The following is a 26151-nucleotide window of genomic DNA, read 5'->3' as shown; positions in this document are numbered from 1 at the left end:
ATAATTTCCTCCTAATTTATATTAAAATATTAATTAACTAAATATTAAGATAATTGTTCATATGCCGGATTTGTTAAGAAATCCGCAAAGTCATCTGCTGCAATCAGTTCTTCAAATAGTTTAGTAGACTCTTCAAATTTCCCTGATTTGAAAGCTTCTTCTCCTACCTCTGATTTAATGACTGCTAATTCTTCTTCTTTAATCTGATGGAATAATTCTTCGGTGATTTTTCTACCATCTTCTAAAATACCTTTTGGATGACGGATCCACTGCCAAACTTGAGCACGTGAGATTTCAGCTGTTGCTGCATCTTCCATTAGGTTATGAATAGGAGCAGCGCCTCTTCCACTTAGCCAAGATGCAATATACTGGATGCCTACGTTAATGTTCGTCCGTAATCCAGCTTCCGTTATCGTTCCTTCTGGTACTTCTAGCAATTCTTCTGCTGATACTTGAACATCTTCACGTTTCCGATAGATTTGATTCGGTTTTGGAACAAGGAGGTCAAACACCTCTTTTGCTGTACTTACCATGCCTGGGTGGGCTACCCATGTCCCATCATGACCGTCTCTCGCTTCGCGCTCTTTATCAGCGCGTACCTTAGCAAACGCCTCGTCATTTTTGACCGGGTCATTTTTGACTGGAATTTGTGCTGCCATCCCGCCTATTGCCGGAGCATTACGAGTGTGGCATGTTTTGATTGCTAATAAGGAATACGCTCTCATGTTCGGGACAGTCATCGTAACCTGTAACCTATCAGGGAAGATAACATCATCCGAGTGACGGAATTTTTTCAGGAAGCTGAAGATATAATCCCAGCGGCCACAGTTCAGGCCTGCGGAATGATCTTTCAACTCGTACAGAATTTCGTCCATTTCGAATGCTGCAAGAATCGTTTCAATCAAGACAGTTGCTTTTATAGTTCCTTGCGGGACTCTTAAATCGTTTTGTGCATAAACAAAGACATCATTCCATAATCTTGCTTCGATATGGCTTTCCATCTTCGGTAAGTAGAAGTATGGACCGCTTTCTTTTTCGATTAATGCTTTTGCGTTGTGATAAAAGTATAGTCCAAAGTCGAAAAAGCTAGCTGATATTGGCTGTCCATTTAAAAGAACATGCTTTTCTTCTAAGTGCCAGCCGCGAGGCCTTACTTTTAAAACAGCTGTTTTTTCATTTAATGCGTATACTTTTCCATTTGGATTTTCAAATGAAATGGTACCGCGAATTGCATCGCGTAGATTCAGTTGACCATCTATACAATTTTCCCAAGTGGGTGAATTGGCATCTTCAAAGTCAGCCATAAAAACATTGGCACCTGAGTTCATAGCATTAATGATCATCTTACGGTCAACCGGTCCAGTGATTTCAACCCTGCGGTCTTGCAAGTCATTCGGGAGGGGCGCAATTGTCCAATCACTTTCACGAATATGCTTCGTTTCTTCAAGAAAATTAGGTAGCTTGCCTTGATTTAGGTCCTCTTGAACGATTTTACGTTGTTCTAAAAGTTCTTTTCTTCTTTCACCGAAATGCCGTTCAATTCTTTCGATAAATTGAAGAGCTTCCGTTGTAAGTATTTGTTCATATCCAGGCTTAATAGTACCTGTAATTTGTAAGCCTTTTGCTTCAGTAATCATGTTGCTTCTCCACATCCTTTCAAGCTCTTTTATGTTATAATACAGTTGTTTCTTTTCTTGATTGTATTATATAACACACTGTGTAAATTTGTCACCAGTTTTTTCTAAAAAAAATTAAAAAAGAGAATATTTAACTTGGAAAAGCCTGGTATAACAACATTTCTCTTAAAAAATAATTAAAATATTCTGATATTTTGTACTAGTTTTACTTCCAAAAATCAATTCTTGATCAGTGAAACAGGCAAAATCTCACCCCAAAAATTTCTCTCATGTTTGGCCTCAATAATTTAAAACTTAAACAATGCAAGAGCCTTTTCAGTAAAAACGCAAAAAAGCATCCTTAGAAATACCGGGGATGCTAATGTTAATTCATTTCTCTAACCAAAAGAGGCTGTCTAAAAAGTTTAGCTTTTAGACAGCCTCTTACTATTTATGGCGAATAATCGTTACTTTTCCTTTATTCATCCTGTTCATAATAAACCGGATAACGATCGGTTTGAGGAGATTCCTGGTTGGCGGAAATACTAGGATTAATCCTATGATATCCGAGATAAGTCCCGGTGACAGCAACAATGCAGCTCCAAGAAAGATACAGATTCCATCAATGATTTCATTTCCTGGCATCATTCCGTATCGAATCTGTTCCTGCGCCTTTTTCCATGTTTCCATTCCTTGCCGCTTGGCCAAATAGGCACCGATTAAACCGGTAGATACAATCAGGAACAGTGTTGGCCAAAAACCAATCACATTGCCTGACAACAATAAGACAATAATCTCAATGACCGGCATCGCAATGATAAACAATAAAAAATATTTCATCTACATTCCTCCTGCACAGCCCACGTATGGTGCGGTACACTCATCTTACCTCATTGGACCGAAATCATCCAAAATTTCGTTCTATAAAACGTTAGCATGTCCATCATAAATGATTCCGCGACTAGCATCGACCGTAATTCTTTGTTTATCCTTAAAGATTTTGGTCGCATCTTCTGCTCCAACGATAACCGGAATGCCCAAAGTGACTCCCACAACAGCTGCGTGACTTGTCAAACCGCCTTCTTCAGTAATCAATGCAGCACACTTTTGAATTGCCGGCATCATATCCCGATCAGAACCAATTGTAACTAATACAGATCCTTCAGTTACTTTTTCCAAAGCTTCCTTGGAATTCCTAGCTATAACCACTTCACCTTTCGCAGATTTCCTGCCGATTCCTTGAGCCTTCAAAAGAACCTCTCCTAATACATGAATTTTCATCAAGTTAGTCGTTCCTGTTTCACCTACGGGCACACCAGCTGTAATGACAACTAAGTCTCCATGGGATACTAATCCGGAATGCAGGCTTTCATCGATTGCCGTTTGGAGCATTTCATCCGTGGTCGTCGCTTTTGGTCCAATCTGCGGGTAAACTCCCCAGGCCAATGCAAGTCTTCTTGAAACATGATCATTAGATGTAACAGCGATAATCGGTGCCTTAGGACGATATTTAGAAATCATCCGTGCCGTATGACCGCTCTCGGTAGGCGTAATGATTGCGCCGACATTTAGATTAAGCGCCGTATGGGCAACAGACTGGCCAATAGCATCAGTGACATTATGACGATTCACTTTGCTTCTTACTGATAATATTTCCCGATAATCAAGGGCTGTTTCTGCACGAGAAGCAATGTTATGCATCGTTTGAACGGCCTCAACAGGGTACGTCCCAGCTGCTGTTTCACCGGAAAGCATGATGGCATCCGTTCCATCAAAAATGGCATTGGCCACGTCACTTGCTTCTGCACGGGTTGGCCGTGGGTTACGCTGCATCGAATCGAGCATTTGCGTAGCTGTAATAACTGGTTTCCCGGCATTGTTACATTTTTTGATCATTTGTTTTTGGACTAGTGGCACTTCTTCTGCAGGAATTTCCACTCCTAGGTCTCCACGAGCTACCATCAAACCATCTGACACTTCCAGGATTTCATCAAGACGGTCGACGCCTTCTTGATTTTCAATTTTAGGGATGATTTGAATATGTTCCGCTCCATTCTGTTGCAGAAGTTCACGCACTTCTAGGACGTCAGATGCCCTACGAACAAAAGAGGCAGCAACAAAGTCAATTCCCTGTTCAATTCCAAATAGGATGTCCTGTTCGTCTTTTTCCGTGATGCCTGGTAGGTTAACTGAAACACCTGGCACATTTACACCTTTTTTATTTTTAAGTGTTCCACTGTTTAAAATTTTCGTATGGATTTCTTTTTTGACTTCATCCACCTTTAACACTTCAAGACCAATTAAACCATCATCTAACAAAATTCTGGATCCCGGATGGACATCATAGAGAAGTCCCTCATACGTAATAGAAAATTTTTCAGGCGTTCCAAGGACTTCATTCATAGAAATACTGACTTCATCACCAGCAGTCAACTCTATAGCATCGTTCTCCATATTATTCGTCCTTATTTCCGGACCTTTTGTATCTAAAAGGATAGCAACCTGTTTCCCTGCTTTCTCTCCCGCTTCCCTAATATTGCGGATTCTAGCGGCATGCTCCTCATGATTGCCATGAGAAAAATTCAGCCGAGCTACATTCATTCCTGCTTCTATTAATTGAACCAGCTTTTCTATACTTTCACTTGCGGGACCAATTGTACAAACAATCTTGGTTTTTCGCATGGTGTCAACCTCCTCTAAGAAAAACTCGCCGACTGTCCACCTTTTGGCAGACAGGGCGTAGTAGTTATAAGCTTATTTTTTCTAATATTTGAATACTATCTCAGCACTGATTTTTTTCATTAACCAGTACCAATTAAATTGATAACTCTGCGGATAGATCGTACATTTTCTTGTCAATTGTATGCTGTTTCGCAAGTGCTTCGATGATATCATAATCAACTAGTATATTTTGTTCTATCCCGACAGCCTTGCCGCCTTTGCCTTCAAGAAGCAATTCTACAGCACGTGCTCCGAGTCGGCTTGCCAACACTCGATCAATTGCTGAGGGAGATCCGCCGCGCTGAACATGGCCAAGCACTGTAACACGCGTTTCAAAACCTGCTTTTGCTTCAATTTGTCTGGAAATATCAACGGCGCTTCCAACACCTTCAGCGACAATAATGATACTATGCTTTTTCCCCCGGTCATGTCCGCGGTTCAACTTACCAATCAACTCTTCCATATCGTATTTATATTCAGGACATAGAATCGTTTCTGCTCCGCCAGCAAGACCTGCCCAAAGAGCAATATCGCCCGCATTTCTTCCCATTACTTCAACCACATAAGTTCTTTCATGAGAAGTTGCTGTATCCCGAATTTTATCGATAGCATCGATTACCGTGTTTAGAGCCGTATCAAAACCAATTGTAAAATCTGTACCTGGAATATCATTATCAATCGTTCCAGGAACCCCGATACATGGAAAGCCTCTTTCAGTTAATGCCTTAGCTCCCCGGTAGGAACCATCTCCACCTATAATAACAATGCCCTCAATACCAAACTTATTCAATTGTTCAATAGCTTTTAGCTGACCTTCCTCAGTCTTAAATTCCGGACAGCGAGCCGTATGTAGCATTGTACCGCCGCGATGAATGATATCACCGACTGATCCAAGTTCAAGTTGCCTTATATCTCCATTTATCAGACCTTGATAGCCATGATAAATTCCGAAGACCTCCATCTCATGAAAAATCGCTTTCCGGACAACAGCTCGGACTGCCGGGTTCATACCTGGAGAATCTCCTCCACTGGTTAATACACCTATTCTTTTCATTATTGTCACCTCTCTACAGCACTAATCAAAATTAAGCTCACATTAACTTTCGTTATTACATTGTACCCTTTTTCTACCTTCAATAAGCAATCACTTTTTCACTTTTGCTTACTTGATGTTCTAAGCCTAACCGATTCTCTTCAGAAATTGAAGTAAAATGGCGTAAAAGTTTGGATTCTTCACTCAAACAGATATATATATGTATGTATGCTTCCCTAGTAAGGCTGAAAAAAACGTGTTGCCCTTGGCAGCACGTTTTTTCCAGTTGCTAAATGCTTATGAATGCTGTTCAACTTCCTTAGGTTTCCCCTCTGGTTGTTTTTCAAATTCATATTCACCAATTTTCTTAAATTTCATATAACGTTGATTGATCAGTTCATCGCTATCCAAAGGAAGCAACTCATTAAATGAACGTTTCAGAATATCCTTAATGGCTTCAGCCTGTACATTAGCATCTCGATGGGCGCCGCCTTTCACTTCAGGAATAATCTCATCAATAACCCCTAAGCGATTTAAGTCAGGAGCCGTGATTTGCATTGATTCCGCGGCCCGTTTAGCCTGGGAAGCATCCTTCCAAAGCAAAGCAGCAGCCCCTTCAGGAGAGATTACTGAGTACGTTGAATTCTCTAACATGAAAATTCGATCTCCAACTCCTAGAGCCAAAGCACCACCACTGCCCCCTTCACCGATGACAATACTGATAACTGGCACCTTCAGTCCTGCCATTTCAAAAAGGTTTTTCGCGATGGCTTCACTTTGTCCGCGCTCTTCTGCCGCTTTACCAGGGAAAGCCCCCTTCGTATCTATGAAACAAATAATCGGACGATTAAATTTTTCAGCCTGTTTCATTAGACGCAAAGCTTTTCGATAGCCTTCTGGATGGGGCATACCAAAGTTACGACGGATATTTTCCTTCGTATCCTTCCCACGCTGATGACCGATGACGGTCACAGCTCGTCCTTCAAATTCGGCGATACCAGCTACAATTGCCTCATCATCTCCATAATAACGATCACCATGAAACTCGATGAAGTCATTAAATAAAAGCGGAATGTAATCAAGAGTTGTTGGACGAGCCGGATGTCGAGCAATCTGTACACGATCCCATGGTTTTAAATGATTATAAATATCGACTTCTAACTTCTCGAGACGTTTTTCCAAAGTTTCGATTTCAACCGTCAGGTCTACATCCGCATCCTTCGTTATTTCCTTCAGCTCTTTAATCTTACTTCGAAGCTCTGTAACAGGACGTTCAAATTCTAATTCGTAAATCATAACCATTCACCACCCGGGGCATGGATTTTAAGGATTGTTGTCAAGGTTTCTTTTAATTCCGTACGTTTAACTACCGCATCTAATTGCCCGTGCTTCATCAAAAATTCAGACGTTTGGAAATCTTCTGGAAGATCTTCGTGTATCGTCTGTTCAATGATTCGACGTCCCGCAAAGCCAATTAGGGCTCCAGGTTCAGCAAGGTTAATATCCCCAAGGGACGCAAAACTTGCTGAAACTCCGCCTGTAGTAGGATGTGTCATCATCGAAATAATCAGACCGCCTTCATTACTGAACATCTTTAGAGCAGCACTGGTCTTAGCCATCTGCATCAAGCTAAGAACACCTTCCTGCATCCGCGCGCCGCCTGATGCTGTAAATATGATAAACGGAATCTTCAATTCTCCAGCCCGTTCAATCGCCCGGGTGATTTTTTCCCCAACGACTGAGCCCATGCTTCCCATCCTAAAATTGGAATCCATGATAGCCGTGGAAACTTGGTAGCCATTAATGTTTCCTACCCCTGTGACCACTGCCTCATTAATCTTGGCTTTCTTTTTATCCTTTTCCAGCTTCTCCAGATAATCCGGGAACTGAAGTGGGTTAACTGAAATCATTTCTTTATCAAATTCATTAAAACTACCGGCATCAAATAAATATTCAATCCGCTCATGAGAGGACATTGAATGATGGAATCCGCAATGCAGACAGACTTTCTGGTTTTTCACTAATTCTTTTGTATACATGATTTTTTTACAGCCGGGGCATTTAGTCATAATTCCTTCTGGTACATCTTGTTTCTCACGATCTAAAGGAACCGTTGCATATTTCTTCTTAGACTTCGCAAATAGCTCTTTAAGCAAGCTTAATCCTCCCTTTACCACCAATTATCTATATTATGATACTTGGCCCAAACTATATCAAAAATAAAATTAGTATCGTGTAAAAAGGTGTCACTCGTCCTTCGACATATTTCTAATTCTAATTAGATACGTTTCAATGGCTTTTTCTTCATCTCGTTCGAGCAAATATGTAAGTAATGCAAGATAATCTTCCTTTTTTGTATTACCCAGTACCAACTCTGATGTTCTAGCATAACTGTTGACAATGCGCCAAATTCTTTCAAGCAATCGATTGCGATTTAATATGGCAATCCTTAAGAAGAAATCATCATCAAGAAACTCGTCAGCTTTGACCCAGAGGATTAATTGTTTGATGTCTTCAGCTGTAGCGAAAAAGGCTACAATCCGTAAACAGTCAATTTCAATCAATCTTTTCGTCTCAGCTAAATCTTCTTGTACCTTTTTGTCTTGCAAAAAAAAGGTTCCCAGAAGCTCTACTAACTTATGCTCCTGGAAATCCCTGATAAACGTCCCTTCACCACGTCTTGTTTCTATCAATCCTAATAGCTCTAAGGCACGCAATGCTTCACGGACAGAGGAACGTCCCACATTCAGTCGATCCGATAACTCCCGTTCAGAAGGAATTTTATCTCCTGGTAAAAGGCTGTCCACTTCAATCATGCTACGTAGGCTCTCAACAACATCGAGATAAATTTTGGATGAAGAAGTACGATCCGCCAAAATAATTATTCCTCACTTTTTCCAATGATCGCTAATTTTCTTGTTTTTTCTTTAATTTCTTCTGGATCCACTTTAATTCTCGCCACTCCTGTTTCCATCGCTGCCTTGGCCACAGCCGCCGCAACGGCAGGTGCTACTCTTTCATCAAAAGGAGCAGGAATAACGTAGTCTTCGTGAATCTCATGTTCTTGTATTAAACCGGCAATTGCCTGAACAGCAGCTACCTTCATTTTTTCATTGATATGGGTCGCACGTACATCTAAAGCCCCACGGAAGATTCCAGGGAAGGCAAGAACGTTATTGACCTGGTTTGGAAAATCGGAGCGTCCTGTCCCAACTACCTTCGCACCAGCTGCTTTCGCTTCCTCCGGCATGATTTCCGGATCAGGATTAGCCATAGCGAAAATGATTGCATCCCGGTTCATGGTGGAAACCATTTCTTTAGTTAACGCTCCAGCTGCAGAAACACCGATAAAGACATCCGCATCTTTAATAACTACTTCTAGAGGTCCTTCAACCCTATTTCTATTGGTTACTTTGGCCACTTGTGCTTTTATCTCATTCATGCCTGTCGGACGGCCCTCAAAAATGGCACCTTTCGTGTCACACATAATAATGTCACGTACTCCATAGCTATAAAGCAATTTAATGATTGCAATGCCAGCAGCACCGGCTCCATTTGCTACCACTTTAATTTCTGATATTGATTTATTTACAAGGCGTAAAGCATTTACAAGACCGGCAACAGTTACAATTGCTGTCCCGTGCTGATCATCATGAAAAACAGGGATATTCATTTCTTTCTTAAGCCGTTCTTCAATTTCAAAACAATTCGGTGCAGCAATGTCCTCTAAGTTCACTCCGCCGAATGTAGGCTCAAGTAATTTAACAGTCTCTACAATTTTATCCACTTCTGTCGTTTTTAAACAAACTGGAAAAGCGTCGACTCCTGCAAAACTCTTAAATAAAACGGCTTTACCTTCCATAACTGGCAAAGCAGCTTCTGGTCCAATGTTTCCTAGTCCCAACACAGCTGTTCCATCAGAAATGACAGCCACAGTATTCCCTTTCATCGTATAGTCATAAACAGTCTCAGGCTTCTCGTAAATTTCTTTACACGGTTCCGCGACACCAGGAGAATAAGCCAAGCTTAAATCTTCGGCATTCCTAACAGGTACCTTTGAAACTGTTTCTAACTTTCCTTGATTCAAGCGATGCATATGTAATGCTTCTTCTCTTAACGTCATAATTTCACTCCTTGAACGAATTGGTCAAACCGAAATATATATGCTGAAATCTAGTGGTCAGACCACAGCGGCCTATTTTCAATATAACATAACTATTAAAGTTGTAAAACAGTTATTCTCTCTTAAAGACTACATTCCCTTTTCCGACCATGTCAATTAATGCCTGAATTAGACTGTCTGTAGGATTGACCCAATCCCAATAAGATAGCTGTACATAGCGATTTTCCCGCTGATAAAAAAGCATGACCTTCGTTTCACCACTATGTTGCATTAAAATTTTTTTTATTTTTTGAAGAGTATCCTTTGTTTGCTTTTCAGCTTCAATTTTCAAGAATAGTGTTCCATTTATCCCCTGTTTCATCTTTTTCACTTGTTCAAGCGGGTATACATGCTGGATAATGAGTTGGGTTTTCCCATCCCGCTCTTCCAATGTCCCTTTAAGCATAACAAGCTGCCCGTGATTCAAGACCGCAGAATGATTTTTATACACATTTGGGAATACGACTGCTTCAATGTCCCCTTCTTCATCACTAACGGTTAAAAAGGCCATAACATCGCCTTTTTTTGTTCTAATGGTTTTAACCGCCGTTATATATACTCCGAGTAGGACTTTTGACTCTTTTTTATTAATTGCTTCGTCAATGGTTAAGCAACCGAAATACTGAAAAAGATCTCTGTAGCTTGTCACTGGATGATTTGAAAGATAAAGTCCCAGGACACTTTTTTCCAAGGAAAGTTTGTCTTCAACGGGAATAGGATCGACATGGTTATATTTGGGTTTGAGTGAAAACTCTCCATCCGAAAACATATCAAATAAATCATCATCTGGATTAACCAATTCGGTATGGCTGATTGCTACGTCCAAACTCGCTAATAATGTAGCACGGTCTTCACCAAATTCATCAAATGAACCTGAATGGACAAGCGCCTCCAACACTTTTCGATTGACAATTTTCCCGGAAACTCGCAAACAGAAATCGAATAAATCAGCGAATTTCTTTTGGCGCCTGGCCGCAAATATTTCTTTTAAAATTGTACCGCCTATTCCTTTGATGGCCCCAAGGCTAAAACGGATTCCTTCCTTTTCTGGTAAAAACGGGAATCCGCTTTGATTAATAGAAGGAGGCAGAACCTTAATCCCTTTCTTTTTGGCCTCACGTGCATATTGTGAAATCTTTTCATCATTCCCGACGACCGATGTCATAAGGGCTGCCATAAAATATTCTGGATAATAGGTTTTTAAGTAACCTAGTTGATAGGCTATGACACTATAAGCCACTGCATGACTCCGGTTGAATCCATAGTTAGCAAAGCGAACAATTAACGTATAAATTTCTTCAGCCGTTTTCTCAGAATATCCTTGGTTCAAAGCGCCACTTACAAAATGCTGCCGCTCCTGGTCTAGAACTTCCTTCTTCTTCTTCGAGACAGCCCGGCGTAATAGGTCAGCTTCCCCAAGTGAGAATCCGGCAAGGCGAGATGCAATTTGCATAATTTGTTCTTGATAAACGATGACTCCGTATGTAGGTTCAAGGATATCCTGTAAATCTGGGTGCAGGTAGTCAATTGGCGTTAATCCATGTTTCCGCTCGATAAACAGCGGAATGTTTTCCATTGGACCTGGACGGTACAAAGCATTGACCGCGACAATATCCTCAAAACGGTTCGGTTTCAGCTTGATTAAAACCTTCCGGATTCCATCAGATTCAAATTGAAATACACCCGTTGTTTCGCCTCGGCCTAACAGAGATAACGTCTCAGAATCATCCATCGGTATGTTGGCCAAATCCAGCTTTTTCCCAGTTCCTTTTTTGATGTTTTTTAAAATATTATCAATGAGCGTTAAATTGCGAAGTCCTAGAAAATCCATTTTAAGAAGACCTAGTTCCTCGAGGATGTCCATCGGATATTGAGTCAGATGGATGCCCTCATGCCCTCCTTGAATCGGGATATGCTCGGTCAAAGCCTGGTCACTGATGACAACGCCGGCAGCATGGGTCGAAGTATGACGTGGCAGCCCTTCAAGCAGTAATGCTGTTTGAAATAGCTTCTGATTTAGGTCACTTTCATTAACGAATTCCTGAAGACGCTTGGATTCTTTGAAAGCTTCAGGAAGCGTGATGCCAAGCCGACTCGGAATCATTTTCGATACAGCTTCCTGTTCCTTCGGATTCAAGCCGAACACACGTCCAGTGTCACGCAGCGCAGCTTTGGCAGCTAATGTTCCGAATGTAATGATTTGTGCTACATGAAATTCCCCATATTTTTTCGCGACATAGGCAATCACTTCTTCACGGCGGTTATCAGGAAAATCAATATCGATATCCGGCATCGACACTCGCTCCGGATTCAGAAAACGCTCGAACAGCAGGGAATGTTCAATCGGATCGACATCCGTTATTGATAATACGTAAGCAACCATCGAACCTGCGGCAGATCCCCTTCCAGGGCCGGTCAAAATCTGATTGTCCTTGGCGAATTTCATGAAGTCCCATACGATTAAAAAGTAATCGCTGAATTTCATCCTATTAATAATATCCAGTTCATACCGAAGGCGCTCTTCGTAATCGGCGGATGGCTCAGACAGTCTTTTCTTTAATCCTTGGAAACAGACAGCTTCAAGCATTTCTTCAGCCGTAACTCCAGCTTCAGTAGGGTACTTAGGCAGCAGGGAACGATGAAACGGAATATCGAGATTGCATTGCGTGGCAATATGGAGCGTATTTTCGAGTGCATCCGGCCTGTCATGGAATAATTCTGCCATCTCAGCTCGACTTTTTAAATAATACTGATTGGATGCAAGCACCGTCCGTGTCTCATCTGTCAGCTTGTCACCATTTCCGATGGCCAGCAGCACTTCTTGAGCGAGGGCATCACTTTCATTCAAATAATAGACTGGATTCGTCGCTACAATCTTTATCTCTAATTCTTTCGCCAACAGACTGATGGCTTCGTTTTGTTTCTCTTCTTCTGCAATTGAAAGTCTTTGAAGGGAAAAATAAAAGTTATCATGTCCAAAAATCTGCAGATATTGTTCAGCTGCCTTTTGAGCCTCTTCCGGCTTTTCTTCCCTCAGAAGCGCTTCTACTTGCCCCTCCGCTCCTGGAGAGATGGCTATCAATCCCCGTGAATAGGCTTTAAGCCAGTTCATTGGAAGTCCTGACGGAGATTTTGTTTTTATGGCACTGCTTATTTTAAGCAGATTTTGATATCCTTGAAGATTTTTTGCTAATAAAAGAAGGCGATGTGCTGCTTCCTGTTCATCAAGAACATCTGCAAGAATACCGATAATCGGCTTTATCCCCTGTCTCTTACATTCTTTATAAAAATAGACTGAACCGTACATAACATTTCGATCGGTTAAAGCAAGACTTGTACAGCTATCCGCTTTCGCTTTGGCCACTAGTTCACTGATTTTCACCGTACTTGTCAGCAGGCTGTATCCGCTCTGAATATGGAGATGAGTATACACGTTTTTTCTCCCACCTTTGTAAGGCATGTTTCTTTTCATTATAGTGTTTATTTCAAAAAAAGAAAATATGTTCTCATTGCCAGTATCTTTTTATCCCATGATTTTGCCCCACTATCATATTACCTCTGTACTTCCCATATAAATAGAGTAGAAGAATATAAAGCCAAAAGGATGATGATACATGAATGAAGCCTTTGTTCCGGCATTTATCAACAGTTTTTTCATATCGCTTGGAGTTTTGCTTGGCGGGTCGATTATCGGAGGGCTAGCTGCTTTTTTCACGGGACAAGCCCCGATGACGACTGTGTTTCGATTATCAGACAGCCTGCGTATTTGGGCGATTGTTGCTGCCATCGGAGGTACTTTTGATATGGTCTATAATTTCGAACGCGGTATTTTCCACGGGGAAACGAAAGATATTGTCAAACAGGTTCTACTAATTATTTCTGCTCTTGGCGGAGCACAGACAGGAGCGCTGATCATCAACTGGTTCACTCAGGAGCATATATCCTCATGAGGATTCCTCCATTTCACCGGTCCCCCACCTGGCAGCGTTTTTTTGCCGGGGCTGCACTTGGCGGATTGATCAGCTGGGTGATTTTCTTTTATATGTATGGGGTCCAGCAAGAAACACAGATTAGAATCATTCACGACCAAAGAGAAGAGATCAAGGATCTGAACGAAGAAATTGCGATTTGGGAGCAGGAATATAAAAAATTAAACCAGCAAAACGAAGAGATTTTAACGATTCAAGAAGTGGAAGTAACGATTACGAATGGAAAATACAGTCTCGATCGGCTGAGTATCGCTGAAGCAGAGGATGTGATAGAGGACGACCTTTCCTCCCTTCTCGCCAAGGATATCGTAAGCGTATATAACGGAAAAATGCTACTAAAAAAATCAATTGAAAATAAAATCGTGGACATCAATAAAAAGCGTTATAAGCTTGAAGTCGTGGAAATCATGTTTTATACGAAAATGAATATTGAAATCAAACTAAAGAGGACTACTTCTTAATAGGAAGACGAAATAATTCTGTACGTCTGTTTGGTAGGTGAATGATGAATCCAATATTAAATATCCACCAAAATAAAAGACCAAATCCATATGTGATTTGGTCTTAAAATATTATTCAATTATTGCTTTGCACTACAAAACTATTTACTGTTTTTTATTCTGCTTTATTCAACTCTTCTAAATCAGCAAGGATATTGTCCACTTCATCCCAAGAATAGATGGAAGCCCCTGCTGCAAGCGGATGGCCTCCGCCGTTATATTTCCGGGCAATCGTATTGATGATTGGCCCTTTAGAGCGGAAACGAACCCGAATTTCATTTTCCTCCTCAATGAAAAAGACCCATGATTTCACGTTTTTAATTGAACCAAGTGAGGAGACAAGCTGAGATGCTTCAGAAGTCGACGCATGAAATTTTTCAAGGATATCTTTCGTGATGATCATTTTCCCTGTGCCATATGGCAGGATTTCGAAATGCTGCAGCACGTAGCCATTTAACCGGACGATACTTTCATTAACGTCATACATCTCCTGATATAACTGCGGACGGGAAAATGAATAGTGAATAAGCTCACTAGCAAAAGCAAATGTTTTTTCAGTCGTGCTTTGGAATAGGAAACGCCCTGTATCGCCAACGATACCTGCATACAAAAGACGGGCTGCTTCATCACTCATCTTCAAGCCTTGGTCTTTGCCGAACAGATAAAATTCATAAATCATTTCACTCGTAGAACTTGAAGATGTATCGACCCAACGCATATCGCCATATGGATCTTCGTTAGGATGATGATCAATCTTAATTAATTTATCTCCCGTCGTGTAACGTCTATCACAAATCCGGTCTGTATTTGCGGTATCACACACGATGACCAAAGCACCTTGATACGTTTCATCTGAAATCACATCGAGCCTTCTTAAATAATTCAATGATGGTTCTTCTTTCCCAACCGTGAAAATTTGTTTTTCAGGGAAAGATGCTTTCAGAATTTCCGCCAGTCCCCCTTGGGAACCATAAGCATCCGGATCCGGACGGACATGACGATGGATAATAATAGTATCGTAACGCTTAATATCTGCTAAAATCTCAGCTTTCATATAATTCTCCTTCTATATATGTATTATCGTGCTTAATATAAAGATGATATATTTTATTTAATCAAAAAATTGGAGAAATAGGAAGAGTCATCTTGTTTACGGTGGCATTCTTCTAAGTTTCCCGCTACAATAATAAGGTACATATGTTAAATTGGGGGAATTATTAACAATGCCTATTCTTGTCACCTTGATTGTTCTTTCACTAGGAGTCTATTTCTTTTATAAAATTAAATCGGTGCGTACAAAAATGCCGATGGAGAAAAAGTGGATTTCTGGAAAGTCTTCCATTGCCCTCGGTGCTTTTGTCTCTCTATTCGGAGTCAATCAGCTTTTTCTATTCCACACGACAACAACTTATATCATTTCTGCCGTTTTCATCTTCGTTGGAGTATTCAGCATCTGGGGAGGCTATAAAATGTATAAATTTTACCTTCCACATGCGATTGAAGAAGCTGCAAATCAAAAAGGATAATCGAATTCGATTATCCTTTTTGATTTATTTTTTTACGAACGATCGAGCAATTGGCAAGTAAGCATCGCCTTACCGACAAGTTTGCCTTGGTTAAACACCTCGACATCTACTTTTCCGAATTTACGTCCCACATCAAGCACTCGCGGATGGATTTCAAGCGTACTGTCGATCTGGACTGGCTTGATGAAGTAAATTGTCATATTTTCAACGACTAAGTCACCACGCTTATAGCTTCTAAGTGCCCGGTTTGCTGAATCGGTAACCAAAGTCGTGAAAACCCCGCTTGAAATGGTACCAAGATAATTGGTCATTTGAGGAGTGACGCCATAGTTATACACTTCCTCGCCCTTCCCGCGATTCGAAGTCATAACAAGCTGACTCGTAATTGTATCGTCAATCGTTTCGCCCACCTGCGGCTGCCTTTGACTCATTTGCAGTGCCTTCAGTACATCCTGCCTGCTCACTATTCCCTTTAGAATATGACTGTCGTTTACGACTGGAATCAACTCGATGCCTTCCCACACCATCATATGGGCAGAAGACGCGACACTCATCTTATCGCCTACGGTCATCGGATTTTTCGTCATCACCTTTTCAATGAGCGTTAACTCTTCCTGACCCATAATATCTTTTGATGTGACCATACCTTGAACCTTCATATTCTCATCCACAACAGGGAAACGGCTGTGCCCTGATTCCTGATTAAGTTCATGCCAAGTCTGAACCCGGTCACCTACTGTTAAAAAGGTCGTTTCTTGAACAGGAGTCAAAATATCCTCTACCAACAAAATTTCCTTTTTAATCAATTGGTCATATATCGCCCTGTTGATCATGGTTGCTACGGTAAATGTATCGTAACTCGTAGAAATGACTGGCATTTCCAATTCATCGGCTAATTTTTTAACAGGATCTTCAGTATCGAAACCACCGGTAATCAGCACCGCGGCACCCGCTTTTAACGCGTGCTCATGGGCCTGGGTACGGTTCCCTACAATCAGTAGATTTCCTGCACCTGTATATCTCATCATGGCATCTAGCTTCATAGCCCCAATAACAAATTTATTTAATGTCTTATGAAGACCCGTTTTCCCACCTAGAACTTGTCCGTCTACAATATTAACTACCTCAGCGAACGTGAGCTTTTCAATATTCTCTTTTTTCTTTTTCTCAATACGAATCGTACCAACCCGCTCAATGGAACTTACATAGCCTTGATTCTCTGCCTCTTTAATTGCTCGATACGCCGTACCTTCACTTACATTCAATGCTTTAGCAATTTGGCGGACGGAAATCTTCTCCCCAACAGGCAGTCCATCGATATGTTTTAATATTTGTTCATGCTTTGTAGCCAAGCGCTTCACCCTTTTCACGGTATTCCTATTCTCCATTATAAGGTCAAAGAGCCCAGTTTATCAAACAACTACTAATATTGACGCAACCTTTTGTATTCCACCTTCCGTTTGACTTTGTGTTTCTTAGGAGAATATAGAATCCCCGTCAAGTTTCCGGCTACCGCCAATAACGCAAACAACAACCAAGATCCAGCAAACAAGCTCTCCAATCCGCCGCTTTCCAGCGACAGACGCGGCACTGCATAATACAGCATCACCCCGCACAAAAGCAAGCACAAAAATAACCTCTGTTTCATCCAATCCCTCCTTTTTTCCATCTATTCATTTTATGCCTACAAAAGAAAAAAAGAATCTTGACTCATATATGAATGAACTAGATTTATTTTCTCCTTATGTTCATGACTTCTGCTCAAAATATAAAATTATTATTATGAAAAAACATCCTGACCACTTCCAGTTAATTTCAGATAATTCTCTCTAGCTCCTTTTTTGTTACCGATATTATCTAAACCTAATTCCTCCACCATCCATTCGGCTAATTTTCACACATATAAAAACGGGAGCCCCTTCGGGCTCCCGTTCCTCTTATAATTCGATTTCATCTCCGACTTTCATGACTAGTCCATTTTCCTCTTCAAGCAAGTCAATGAATTTGTTCGGATCCTGTTTAATGACAGGGAACGTATTGTAATGAATCGGCACTACTTGCTTGGCCTTAAGGAATTCCGCTGCAAGTGCTGCATCCTCCGGTCCCATGGTATAATTGTCGCCGATTGGCAGAAATGCCAAGTCAATTGGATGTCGTTTGCCTATCAGTTTCATGTCAGAATACACTGCTGTATCACCTGCATGATAGATTGTTTTTCCTTCTGCAGTAAGTAACACGCCGGCTGGCATCCCTAAATAGATAATTTGGCCGTCTTCTGTAGTGAAACCTGTTCCATGAAACGCTGGTGTCAGCTTCACTTTTCCAAATTCAAACTCGAATGCACCACCGATGCTCATTCCGTGGGTCCGAACGCCTTGAGCTCCTAAATAGTCGGCAATTTCGGCAATGCCGATGACAAGTGCATCATGCTTCTTCGCCAATTCAACCGTGTCACCAACGTGGTCATTATGACCATGTGTTAAGATAATCACATCCGGTTTCACATCTTCTACCTTCAAATCAGTTAATTCATTTCCTGTAATAAACGGATCAAATAAAATTGTTTTTCCTTTCGTTTCAACTTTTACAATTGCATGTCCATGAAAAGATACTTTCATTTCTGATGCTCCCTTCTGATACCCATTATTTTATTAATCAATAAGTTCTTAAGGCTTTGCCATTTACTATTTTTTCATATATTGCTAAGGTAATTATATCTTATTAATGGAGGTATAGTCATGAATGAACGTTTGAATGAATTACAAAATTGGCTGCAAACCAATGAAATTGAAGCAGCCTTGCTTACATCTCCAGATAGCATCTTCTATTGCAGCGGTTTTTTAAGCGATCCGCATGAAAGACTTCTTGCACTTGCCATTTTTGGCAACGCCGAACCATTCCTGGTCTGTCCGCAAATGGAAGTTCCGGATGCTAAACAAGCTGGATGGAATGGAGACATCATTGGATACACCGATATTGAAAATCCATGGGAAAAAGTTCAGCAAGCAGTTAGCAAACGTGGACTAACCATGAAAAAAATGGCCATTGAAAAAGAACATATGAATGTAGAACGCTATGAAAAAGTTCAGCACTACTTTGCTGCACCAAAACTCGTTTCAGCTGAAGAAAAACTTCAAAGGATGAGGATGATCAAGTCAGAAGGGGAAATGGTCAAAATCCGTGAAGCATGTCGTCTCGCTGACGTTGCAATTGAAGTGGGTGTCAATGAAATCCATGAGGGTAAAACGGAAATGGAGATTCTCGCAGCTATTGAATTCGAAATGAAAAAGGCTGGAGTGAGCCAAATGTCATTCTCTACCATGGTCCTGACAGGTAAAAATGGCGCTTCTCCTCATGGCACACCAGGTATTACGAAAGTTCAGCGTGGCGACCTTGTCCTCTTTGACTTAGGCGTCGTCTTTGAAGGATACTGCTCTGACATCACTAGAACTGTTGCTTACGGTGACATCAATGATAAACAAGCAGATATCTATGAAACGGTAAGAAAAGCTCAAGAGGCTGCGGTTACAGCCAGTAAACCTGGTGTTTCCTGTTCGGAGATTGACTTGACAGCCAGAAATATTATCAGAAATCAAGGATACGGTGAATACTTCCCGCACCGCCTTGGTCACGGACTCGGCATCAGTATCCATGAATACCCGTCCTTAACGGAAACAAATTCACTCGAACTGCAAGCAGGAATGGTTTATACGATTGAACCAGGTATATATGTACCAAATGTTGCAGGGGTCAGGATTGAAGATGATCTGTATATCACCGATACAGGCTGTGAAGTTTTGACGAAATATCCAAAGAGTCTGCAAATCTTAAGATAGTACGATTGAAACATTCGCTAATTTGTTACAATTGAGACAGGATGCACCTGGTAAATCATTATATAATAGGAATGAAATAGAAGGAGGAGATTCACTATGAATAGTATAGATTATAAAAATATTCTAGTAGCAGTGGACGGTTCGGAAGAAGCAGAGTGGGCCTTAAAAAAGGCAATCTATTTAGCAAAACTCAGTGACGCGACCCTTGTGCTTGCACATATCGTGGACACAAGGAATTTCCCTACTATTGAAGCTTATGATATGACTATCCGTGATCACTCTGAAACCTTTGCCAATGAATTATTGGAAAAGTATAAAACGGAAGCCATTGCATCCGGGATTGCCAACGTAAAAACTGAAGTGGCATATGGTTCTCCTAAAGTTCAAATTCCAAGAGATTTAGCGAAAAAACATACAATCGATTTGATTGTATGCGGTGCAACAGGTCTTAATGCTGTCGAACGTTTCTTGATCGGCAGTGTGTCTGAAGGCATCGTTCGCCATTCAAACTGCGATGTAATCGTCGTGCGTACGAATATTGATAAAAAATAATAGTCAAAAAAAGCTCGTTCACCGAAATTGGTGAACGAGCTTTTTTTGATGTTATTTACTAACCAGTTTTTCCGCTTTTTCAATCGCCAGCTGTACTTGCGCAAAGCCTGTACCACCAGCGCTATTACGACGTTTAACTGCTTCGTAAGGATTTAATGCATCGTAAATATCATTTTCAAACAACTCTGAAGCTTCCTTAAATTGTTCTATGCTAAGGTCTACCAAATAGCAGCCATTTTGGACACAGAATAATACAAGTTTGCCGACAACTTCATGCGCTTTACGGAAAGGCATACCCTTTGAAGCAAGGTAATCGGCCAATTCCGTTGCATTAGAGAAGTCATTTTTTGTTGCTTTTTCCATGACATCTGTTTTCACTTTCATTGTCGAAATCATACCTGCAAAAATTTTCAGTGAGCCAACAGTAGTTTTAACCGTATCAAAAACGCCTTCTTTATCTTCTTGCATATCTTTGTTATAAGCAAGCGGCAGTCCTTTTAATACTGTCAATAATCCTGTTAAATTCCCATAAACCCGTCCTGTTTTACCACGAATCAATTCCGCCATATCAGGGTTTTTCTTTTGTGGCATGATACTGCTTCCCGTCGAGAACGCATCGTCTAATTCAACAAATTGGAATTCCTGGCTTGACCAAAGAATGATTTCTTCGCTGAAACGAGATAAATGCATCATCATAGTCGCACTGTTACTCATGAATTCGATGGCAAAGTCACGGTCACTCACAGCATCCAGACTGTTTTCATAGATACCATCAAAGCCCAGTAGCTCGGCACTTAGAGCGCGGTCAATAGGGAAAGTTGTCCCAGCAAGCGCCCCTGCACCTAATGGTGAAATATTTATTCTTTTGTAGCTTTCTGTAAAGCGCTGCTTATCCCGCTCAAGCATCCAAAAATAGGCCATTAAATGATGTGCAAATGAAATCGGCTGTGCCCGTTGTAGATGTGTATAACCTGGAATAAGTGTTTCCACATTTTTCTTAGCTTGTTCCAAAATCGCTTCTTGCAAGTCATTAATGAGTTCCACAATGACTTTCGTTTGGTTACGCATGTATAAATGAAGATCTGTTGCAACTTGGTCATTACGGCTTCTGCCTGTATGCAGCTTTCCGCCAACTGGTCCAATTTCGTTAATAAGCATACTTTCTAGGTTAAGATGGATATCCTCCATCTCAACCTTAAAAGTTAATTTGCCCTTTTCTGCTTTTTCCTGTAAACTTTTCAGACCTGAAATAATCTGATCTGCATCTTCTTCGGGTAAAATGCTGCACTGCTTTAACATGGTTACATGAGCCAGACTGCCTTGAAGATCTTCAAGGACAAGTTCCTGGTCAAAGGAAATAGAAGCTCCAAACTCGTCTACCCATTCTTCTGCAGACTTTGTGAATCTTCCTCCCCAAAGCTTGCTGCTCACACTGTCACCTTCTTGTTATTGACCATGCTGTTCACTTTCGTTGGAAGTCCCCATAATTTAATGAATCCAACTGCTGCATCATGATCGAATTCGTCTGCTTTTGTATAGGTCGCTAATTTTTCGTCATATAGAGAGTACTCAGATTTTCTTCCTTCAACAATCGCATGGCCTTTAAAAAGTTTCACACGAACTGTACCTGTTACATTCACTTGCGTTTCTTTCAAGAATGCAGCCAATGCTTTTTGAAGTGGAGAGAACCAAAGACCTTCATAAATCAATTCAGTCATTTTCTTCTCGATTACTGGTTTGAAGTGAGCCAATTCTTTTACAAGTGTGATATCTTCAAGCTCTTTATGTGCAGCGATTAATGTCATAGCACCTGGAGCTTCGTATACTTCACGAGATTTGATTCCTACTAATCTATTTTCTACGTGATCGATACGTCCGACCCCGTGTTTACCAGCGATTTGATTCAATTCAACAATCAAGTCAGCCAATTTATAATTTTTGTCATTCAATGTAACCGGTACACCTTGCTCAAAACCAATTTCAATGATGTCAGCAGTATCTGGCGTATTTTCAAGGCTAGTTGTCAGATCATAAGCCTCTTCTGGCGGAGCTGCCCATGGGTCTTCTAGGATTCCGCATTCGTTACTTCTTCCCCAAAGGTTTTGGTCAATCGAGAATGGACTTGCTAAGCCGATTGGAACCGGAATGCCATTTTTCGCTGCATATTCAATTTCCTCTTCACGAGACCATTTCCAGTCACGAACAGGTGCAAGAACTTTTAAATTAGGGTTTAAAGCTGAGATGGATACTTCGAAACGCACTTGGTCATTTCCTTTTCCCGTACAACCGTGCGCAACTGCTACCGCATTTTCTGCTTCAGCCACTTCTACTAGTTTCTTAGCGATTAGTGGACGTGATAGAGCTGATACTAATGGATATTTTCCTTCATATAAAGTATGGGCTTGAAGAGCCGTTAATGCGAATTCATCAGCGAATTCATCTTTCGCATCAATCACATATGAACTTACCGCACCAACAGTGATTGCTTTTTCTTTAATGAAATCTAAATCTTTTCCTTCACCGACATCCAAGCAACATGCCACAACTTCGTATCCTTGATCTTGTAACCATTTAATTGCAACGGAAGTATCTAGTCCTCCGGAATATGCTAATACAACTTTTTGATTTCCCATATTTTATCGTCCCTTTCGTATGAATAAAAATTCATTCGTTGTTATTTTTATTCAATCTATGATTAGTACTTTATCATTTTTACAAACGGAATACAAGGGGTATTTTAAAGATTCTGCTAAATAATTTGTTAATATTTTAAGGCCCACACATAATGGATGCATCCGCTAAAATATAGTAAACTAGAAGTATGAAAATTCGAAAAGGGGGGGAAATATGAAAGAGCTATTTACGTATGATGAACGGCTTGGCATCTCCATTCCTGACCTGTCCCGGGAGTGGGATGAATATACGAAAAGCGAGCAACAGCAAATACTCGTGCAATGGGAAAATATCCGGGGCAACATCCCAGATCGCATTAAGGAACTAGAATCCTTCATTAACCGGAAACAGCTACAGCTCTCTGACGAAAGTAATTTCGTATTATCCTGCCATCTCAATTCTGAAATTGCCGAACTTGCTTCTATCATCAATGACTTATGGCTTTGGTATCGAGCTAATCAAGGCGTGAGTGAAAAGATGCATAATTAAGGCCGATTCCATGCAAAAAGCCACAGCTTTGAAAGCTGAGGCTTTTTTACATTTTTCTTATATATCCTTCCGAAGTTCACCAACGACATGTCCCAATTCCGGTAGAATCAATTTATTCATCGCCAGCCGAACCGCACCCGAAGATCCGGGTGTGGAAAAAACTGCCTTGTTGTTCACTACTCCGGCAATGGCCCTCGATAAAATGGCCGCCGAACCAATGTCCTCTTGATAACTAAGCATCCGGAACAATTCACCAAAACCAGGGATTTCTTTTGTCATCAATTCTTTAACTGCCTCGATTGTTACATCTCTTTTGGCAATGCCAGTGCCTCCGTTAGTTAGGATGACATCTACCTGGCTGTTTTCACAGCCAGCAGTAATCGCCCCTTGAATCGCACCACGTTCATCTTTGACAATTTCATATTCCGTCACTTCATGCCCTTTTAATTTCAATAATTCAATCATTAGAGCGCCGCTTTTATCAGTCTCTTTATTACGTGTATCACTAACGGTTATCACCTTACAGCGAATCGCCTCCGTGATGGCTTTTTTGTGTTCCTTGACACTCATTCTTCATCAGCCTTCTTTTTCTGTAAATACCGATACTGATAGAACTTTTGGGCAAATTCACTTACATTGCGGGTCATTTGATAATTGGACCCAGCCCCGATGGCCATGCTGATAAATGGGATGCCCCGAACTAGTTTTTTTCGAAAAATAGTAATAGATACGGCCTTCAGCAGCTGCTTAAGTGGCTGTTCCATCCAGGTCGGATTTGTAAGTTCTTCAATTCCCAAATAAAAATAGTCATCTTCTGCAGTCTGAACTTCCCGAATCAATTCTTCCCAAGCTGTTCCTCGAAGCCTCTTCGGCATTGCTCCTGCATTAAATACCTTTAAAGCCAGCATCATTTCAAAGGGCGTATTCACTTCAAAACCATAGGACATCGCAATCAACTGTACAGTCCTGACATTGATGACTGTCATGGCCGGGATATCACTTCCAAGTAAAAGTAGCCCGCCGGACCCGCTTATTCCGCCTTGTGCAAAAGAATATAAGCGGTGCTTAGCAATATGCTGATTCGCTATGTAATTCAACTGATCGATCGTCAAGAGATTTAGGTCATTAAGTGTCTCGATATCTTCATTAAACATCCGTGCTGATGCTAAAATCTGCTCTCTTGCATCTATTTGAACTTGTGAGCTCTGAACCATGGCATGCAGATGAAAAAGCCAGGTATCAAGCTTTTCAAAAAACTGCTGTTGGACGTTTTTTGGGAGCAGTGAAAAACCCTGCTCTAGCCATTTATCATACAATGCTGCCAGGTCTGTTGGCTCATATTGATAAAGGTTTTCCTGCCATTCACTAATTTCATTCCAAATTGTTATTTCCCGATTCGTGAATTCCATGCATCAAGCCTCCTATGTACAGAATTGGTGGATTCTCCCTTAATTATACCATAGGTAGACTTTTCAAGAACCTTTAGATGATTGGTATGAGGATTCAGTACTCGCGGATATGTTAACTGATAAGATATCAAAAAGTTATTACGAAGGTCCATGTGAGGATTCAAATCTATTGAATCACCTTTTAACAAATAGGTTGATTGCAATCATAGAAAAATCTCCTTACCCGAAAAATTAATAGGTAAGGAGATTTTCTATGATTCAAGAAGTCACGTTTTCAATGCTTTCACTCAAAGCTATTTTTACAGTATCTCTAACAATCATGATTTCTTCATTGGTTGGAATGACCATCACTTTCACCGGGGAATACGGTGCGTTAATAAACGCTTCCTCACCCAAGGTACGATTGAGATCCTCATCCCAGTATACGCCCATAAATTCGAGGCCATCCAAGATTCTTCCCCGAATGGTTTGACTGTTTTCACCGATACCCGCTGTAAAAATGATGCCGTCCACACCTCCCATTTTCGCTGTATAGGAACCTATGTACTTGTGGATCCGATCAGCAAACACTTCAAGTGCGAGTTCCGCACGCTCATTGCCTTTATCTGCTTCCACTTGGATGTCGCGCAAATCGCTGGAAAAGCCAGAAAGAGCTAGAATGCCGCTTTTCTTATTCAAGACATCCAGCACTTCATCAGCTGTTTTCCCTGTTTTTTCCATGATATAAGGAATCAATGCAGGGTCAATGTTGCCTGAACGCGTGCCCATTGTAACTCCGGCCAATGGAGTAAACCCCATCGATGTATCAATCGACTTTCCGCCCTTAATCGCCGTAATGCTTGCACCATTTCCTAAATGGCAGGATATTAATCGGAGCTGTTCAATCGGCCGACCAATCATTTCTGCGGCACGCTGGGACACATATTTATGTGAAGTACCATGAAACCCATACTTCCTGATTCCATATTTTTCATAATATTCAAATGGTAAGCTATACATATATGAACCTGCTGACATGGTTTGATGAAAAGCAGTGTCGAATACAGCTACTGCTGGAACTTCGCTTAGTATTTGCCGGAATGCCTTAATTCCAGTGCTATTAGCAGGATTATGAAGGGGAGCTAAATCTGAAAGCTTCTCAATCTCCTCTATTACATCCTCTGTAATCAAGACTGAGTCACTAAACACCTCACCACCATGCACAACACGATGCCCTACACCATCTATCTCTTCAAATGAGCCTATGATGCGATGGTGAATCAGTTTTTCTAATAAAAGCCCGACAGCTACTTCATGATTGGGTATGTGCAGCGTTTCAGAAACCTTTTTGCCTTCAACGCTTAAAGTAAACGTGGAATTTTTCAAGCCGATCCTTTCTACAAGACCTTTTGTAATTACTTGTTCACTCGGCATCTCAAAAAGCTGAAACTTCAAAGAAGAGCTGCCTGCATTAATAGCCATAATTTTAGACATCCATCCTGCTCCTTTACTCTAAGCTAGTCTACAATTCCTATGATCATCACTACGAAACGTGCAGTATATTGTATAATCTTATCATGGTAAGCGGATACAACCAATAAAAATTTAAAAATTTAAAATAATCACTTTTCCCTAAAAATAAAAGCCAATGCCTGTGGCACCAGCT

General features: G+C 40.9%; 24 protein-coding genes. 6 read left to right on the top strand and 18 right to left on the bottom strand.

Going from position 1 to position 26151, the window contains the following annotated elements:
• Positions 1-44: 44 nt before the first annotated feature.
• The 9 genes from aceB to dnaE all read right to left on the bottom strand — a co-directional run bounded on the left by aceB (position 45) and on the right by dnaE (position 12965).
• Positions 45-1637 carry a malate synthase A gene (gene aceB, locus JFU50_RS16990; protein ID WP_201186161.1) on the bottom strand — a complete coding sequence of 531 codons (1593 nt, stop codon included), beginning with the start codon at positions 1635-1637 and terminating at the stop codon, positions 45-47.
• A 426-nt stretch (positions 1638-2063) separates the two neighbouring features.
• Complete coding sequence (locus JFU50_RS16985; RefSeq protein WP_201186163.1) at positions 2064-2456, bottom strand: FxsA family protein; 393 nt, start codon at positions 2454-2456, stop codon at positions 2064-2066.
• Positions 2457-2537: 81 nt separating this feature from the next.
• Positions 2538-4298 (bottom strand): pyruvate kinase, encoded by a 1761-nt coding sequence (gene pyk, locus JFU50_RS16980; RefSeq protein WP_056529314.1) that lies wholly within the window; start codon positions 4296-4298, stop codon positions 2538-2540.
• A gap of 133 nt (positions 4299-4431) precedes the next feature.
• Complete coding sequence (gene pfkA, locus JFU50_RS16975; RefSeq protein WP_057219326.1) at positions 4432-5391, bottom strand: 6-phosphofructokinase; 960 nt, start codon at positions 5389-5391, stop codon at positions 4432-4434.
• Positions 5392-5667: 276 nt separating this feature from the next.
• Complete coding sequence (gene accA / locus JFU50_RS16970; RefSeq protein WP_201186164.1) at positions 5668-6666, bottom strand: acetyl-CoA carboxylase carboxyl transferase subunit alpha; 999 nt, start codon at positions 6664-6666, stop codon at positions 5668-5670.
• Complete coding sequence (gene accD / locus JFU50_RS16965; protein ID WP_201186165.1) at positions 6663-7526, bottom strand: acetyl-CoA carboxylase, carboxyltransferase subunit beta; 864 nt, start codon at positions 7524-7526, stop codon at positions 6663-6665. Before accD ends, accA begins: the two co-directional genes overlap by 4 nt.
• 90 nt (positions 7527-7616) lie before the next feature.
• The gene (locus JFU50_RS16960) at positions 7617-8246 is read right to left on the bottom strand and encodes a FadR/GntR family transcriptional regulator (protein ID WP_201186166.1); all 630 of its coding nucleotides are present in this window, start codon (positions 8244-8246) and stop codon (positions 7617-7619) included.
• 5 nt (positions 8247-8251) lie between these two features.
• Entirely contained in the window at positions 8252-9493 is a 1242-nt protein-coding gene (locus JFU50_RS16955; protein ID WP_201223409.1) for an NAD(P)-dependent malic enzyme, read from the bottom strand.
• 112 nt (positions 9494-9605) lie between these two features.
• Entirely contained in the window at positions 9606-12965 is a 3360-nt protein-coding gene (gene dnaE, locus JFU50_RS16950) for a DNA polymerase III subunit alpha (RefSeq protein WP_446728141.1), read from the bottom strand.
• A 181-nt stretch (positions 12966-13146) separates the two neighbouring features.
• On the opposite strand from dnaE, the gene JFU50_RS16945 reads away from it, so the two are divergent.
• Positions 13147-13482: a YtrH family sporulation protein gene (locus JFU50_RS16945; protein ID WP_053347281.1), complete on the top strand. Its 336-nt coding sequence runs from the start codon at positions 13147-13149 to the stop codon at positions 13480-13482.
• Entirely contained in the window at positions 13479-13982 is a 504-nt protein-coding gene (gene ytrI / locus JFU50_RS16940; RefSeq protein ID WP_201186169.1) for a sporulation membrane protein YtrI, read from the top strand. The genes JFU50_RS16945 and ytrI overlap by 4 nt, the downstream gene beginning before the upstream one ends.
• 154 nt (positions 13983-14136) lie before the next feature.
• Here the strand turns inward: ytrI and JFU50_RS16935 are convergent, their stop codons facing one another.
• On the bottom strand, positions 14137-15075 hold the full coding sequence (locus tag JFU50_RS16935) for a DHH family phosphoesterase (protein WP_201186170.1): 939 nt from the start codon (positions 15073-15075) through the stop codon (positions 14137-14139).
• A gap of 169 nt (positions 15076-15244) precedes the next feature.
• Here JFU50_RS16935 and JFU50_RS16930 point away from each other — a divergent pair, with 169 nt between their 5' ends.
• The gene (locus tag JFU50_RS16930; protein WP_201186172.1) at positions 15245-15547 is read left to right on the top strand and encodes a YtpI family protein; all 303 of its coding nucleotides are present in this window, start codon (positions 15245-15247) and stop codon (positions 15545-15547) included.
• Between the two features lie 32 nt (positions 15548-15579).
• Here the strand turns inward: JFU50_RS16930 and JFU50_RS16925 are convergent, their stop codons facing one another.
• From JFU50_RS16925 to JFU50_RS16915, 3 genes are all read right to left on the bottom strand, one after another.
• Complete coding sequence (locus tag JFU50_RS16925; protein ID WP_201186175.1) at positions 15580-16899, bottom strand: DRTGG domain-containing protein; 1320 nt, start codon at positions 16897-16899, stop codon at positions 15580-15582.
• 71 nt (positions 16900-16970) lie between these two features.
• Positions 16971-17195 (bottom strand): hypothetical protein, encoded by a 225-nt coding sequence (locus tag JFU50_RS16920; protein ID WP_201223405.1) that lies wholly within the window; start codon positions 17193-17195, stop codon positions 16971-16973.
• A 289-nt stretch (positions 17196-17484) separates the two neighbouring features.
• The gene (locus JFU50_RS16915) at positions 17485-18165 is read right to left on the bottom strand and encodes a metal-dependent hydrolase (RefSeq protein WP_057219329.1); all 681 of its coding nucleotides are present in this window, start codon (positions 18163-18165) and stop codon (positions 17485-17487) included.
• Between the two features lie 120 nt (positions 18166-18285).
• On the opposite strand from JFU50_RS16915, the gene JFU50_RS16910 reads away from it, so the two are divergent.
• Positions 18286-19383, top strand: coding sequence for a M24 family metallopeptidase (locus JFU50_RS16910; RefSeq protein WP_201186179.1), 1098 nt, complete (start codon positions 18286-18288; stop codon positions 19381-19383).
• 96 nt (positions 19384-19479) lie between these two features.
• Entirely contained in the window at positions 19480-19935 is a 456-nt protein-coding gene (locus JFU50_RS16905) for a universal stress protein (protein ID WP_056529338.1), read from the top strand.
• Positions 19936-19986: 51 nt separating this feature from the next.
• Here the strand turns inward: JFU50_RS16905 and argH are convergent, their stop codons facing one another.
• Both argH and JFU50_RS16895 read right to left on the bottom strand, forming a co-directional pair.
• Positions 19987-21366 (bottom strand): argininosuccinate lyase, encoded by a 1380-nt coding sequence (gene argH / locus JFU50_RS16900; RefSeq protein ID WP_201223404.1) that lies wholly within the window; start codon positions 21364-21366, stop codon positions 19987-19989.
• Positions 21363-22568 carry an argininosuccinate synthase gene (locus JFU50_RS16895; protein WP_201186181.1) on the bottom strand — a complete coding sequence of 402 codons (1206 nt, stop codon included), beginning with the start codon at positions 22566-22568 and terminating at the stop codon, positions 21363-21365. Before JFU50_RS16895 ends, argH begins: the two co-directional genes overlap by 4 nt.
• A gap of 214 nt (positions 22569-22782) precedes the next feature.
• On the opposite strand from JFU50_RS16895, the gene JFU50_RS16890 reads away from it, so the two are divergent.
• Entirely contained in the window at positions 22783-23097 is a 315-nt protein-coding gene (locus JFU50_RS16890) for a hypothetical protein (protein WP_201223402.1), read from the top strand.
• A 57-nt stretch (positions 23098-23154) separates the two neighbouring features.
• On the opposite strand, the gene JFU50_RS16885 is transcribed toward JFU50_RS16890, so the two are convergent.
• The 3 genes from JFU50_RS16885 to JFU50_RS16875 all read right to left on the bottom strand — a co-directional run bounded on the left by JFU50_RS16885 (position 23155) and on the right by JFU50_RS16875 (position 25979).
• Positions 23155-23667, bottom strand: a complete 513-nt coding sequence (locus JFU50_RS16885; RefSeq protein ID WP_201223401.1) for a MogA/MoaB family molybdenum cofactor biosynthesis protein — start codon at positions 23665-23667, stop codon at positions 23155-23157.
• Complete coding sequence (locus JFU50_RS16880) at positions 23664-24506, bottom strand: EcsC family protein (protein ID WP_201223400.1); 843 nt, start codon at positions 24504-24506, stop codon at positions 23664-23666. The genes JFU50_RS16885 and JFU50_RS16880 overlap by 4 nt, the downstream gene beginning before the upstream one ends.
• Before the next feature lie 258 nt (positions 24507-24764).
• Positions 24765-25979: an acetate kinase gene (locus JFU50_RS16875; protein ID WP_201223399.1), complete on the bottom strand. Its 1215-nt coding sequence runs from the start codon at positions 25977-25979 to the stop codon at positions 24765-24767.
• Positions 25980-26151: the final 172 nt, after the last annotated feature.

The sequence above is a fragment of the Peribacillus sp. TH14 genome (genome assembly GCF_016651145.1).
Classification (GTDB): Bacteria; Bacillota; Bacilli; order Bacillales; family DSM-1321; genus Peribacillus; species Peribacillus butanolivorans.
The sequence above is the reverse complement of the archived record's forward strand: the minus strand, read 5'-3'. Positions and strand labels throughout refer to the sequence as shown.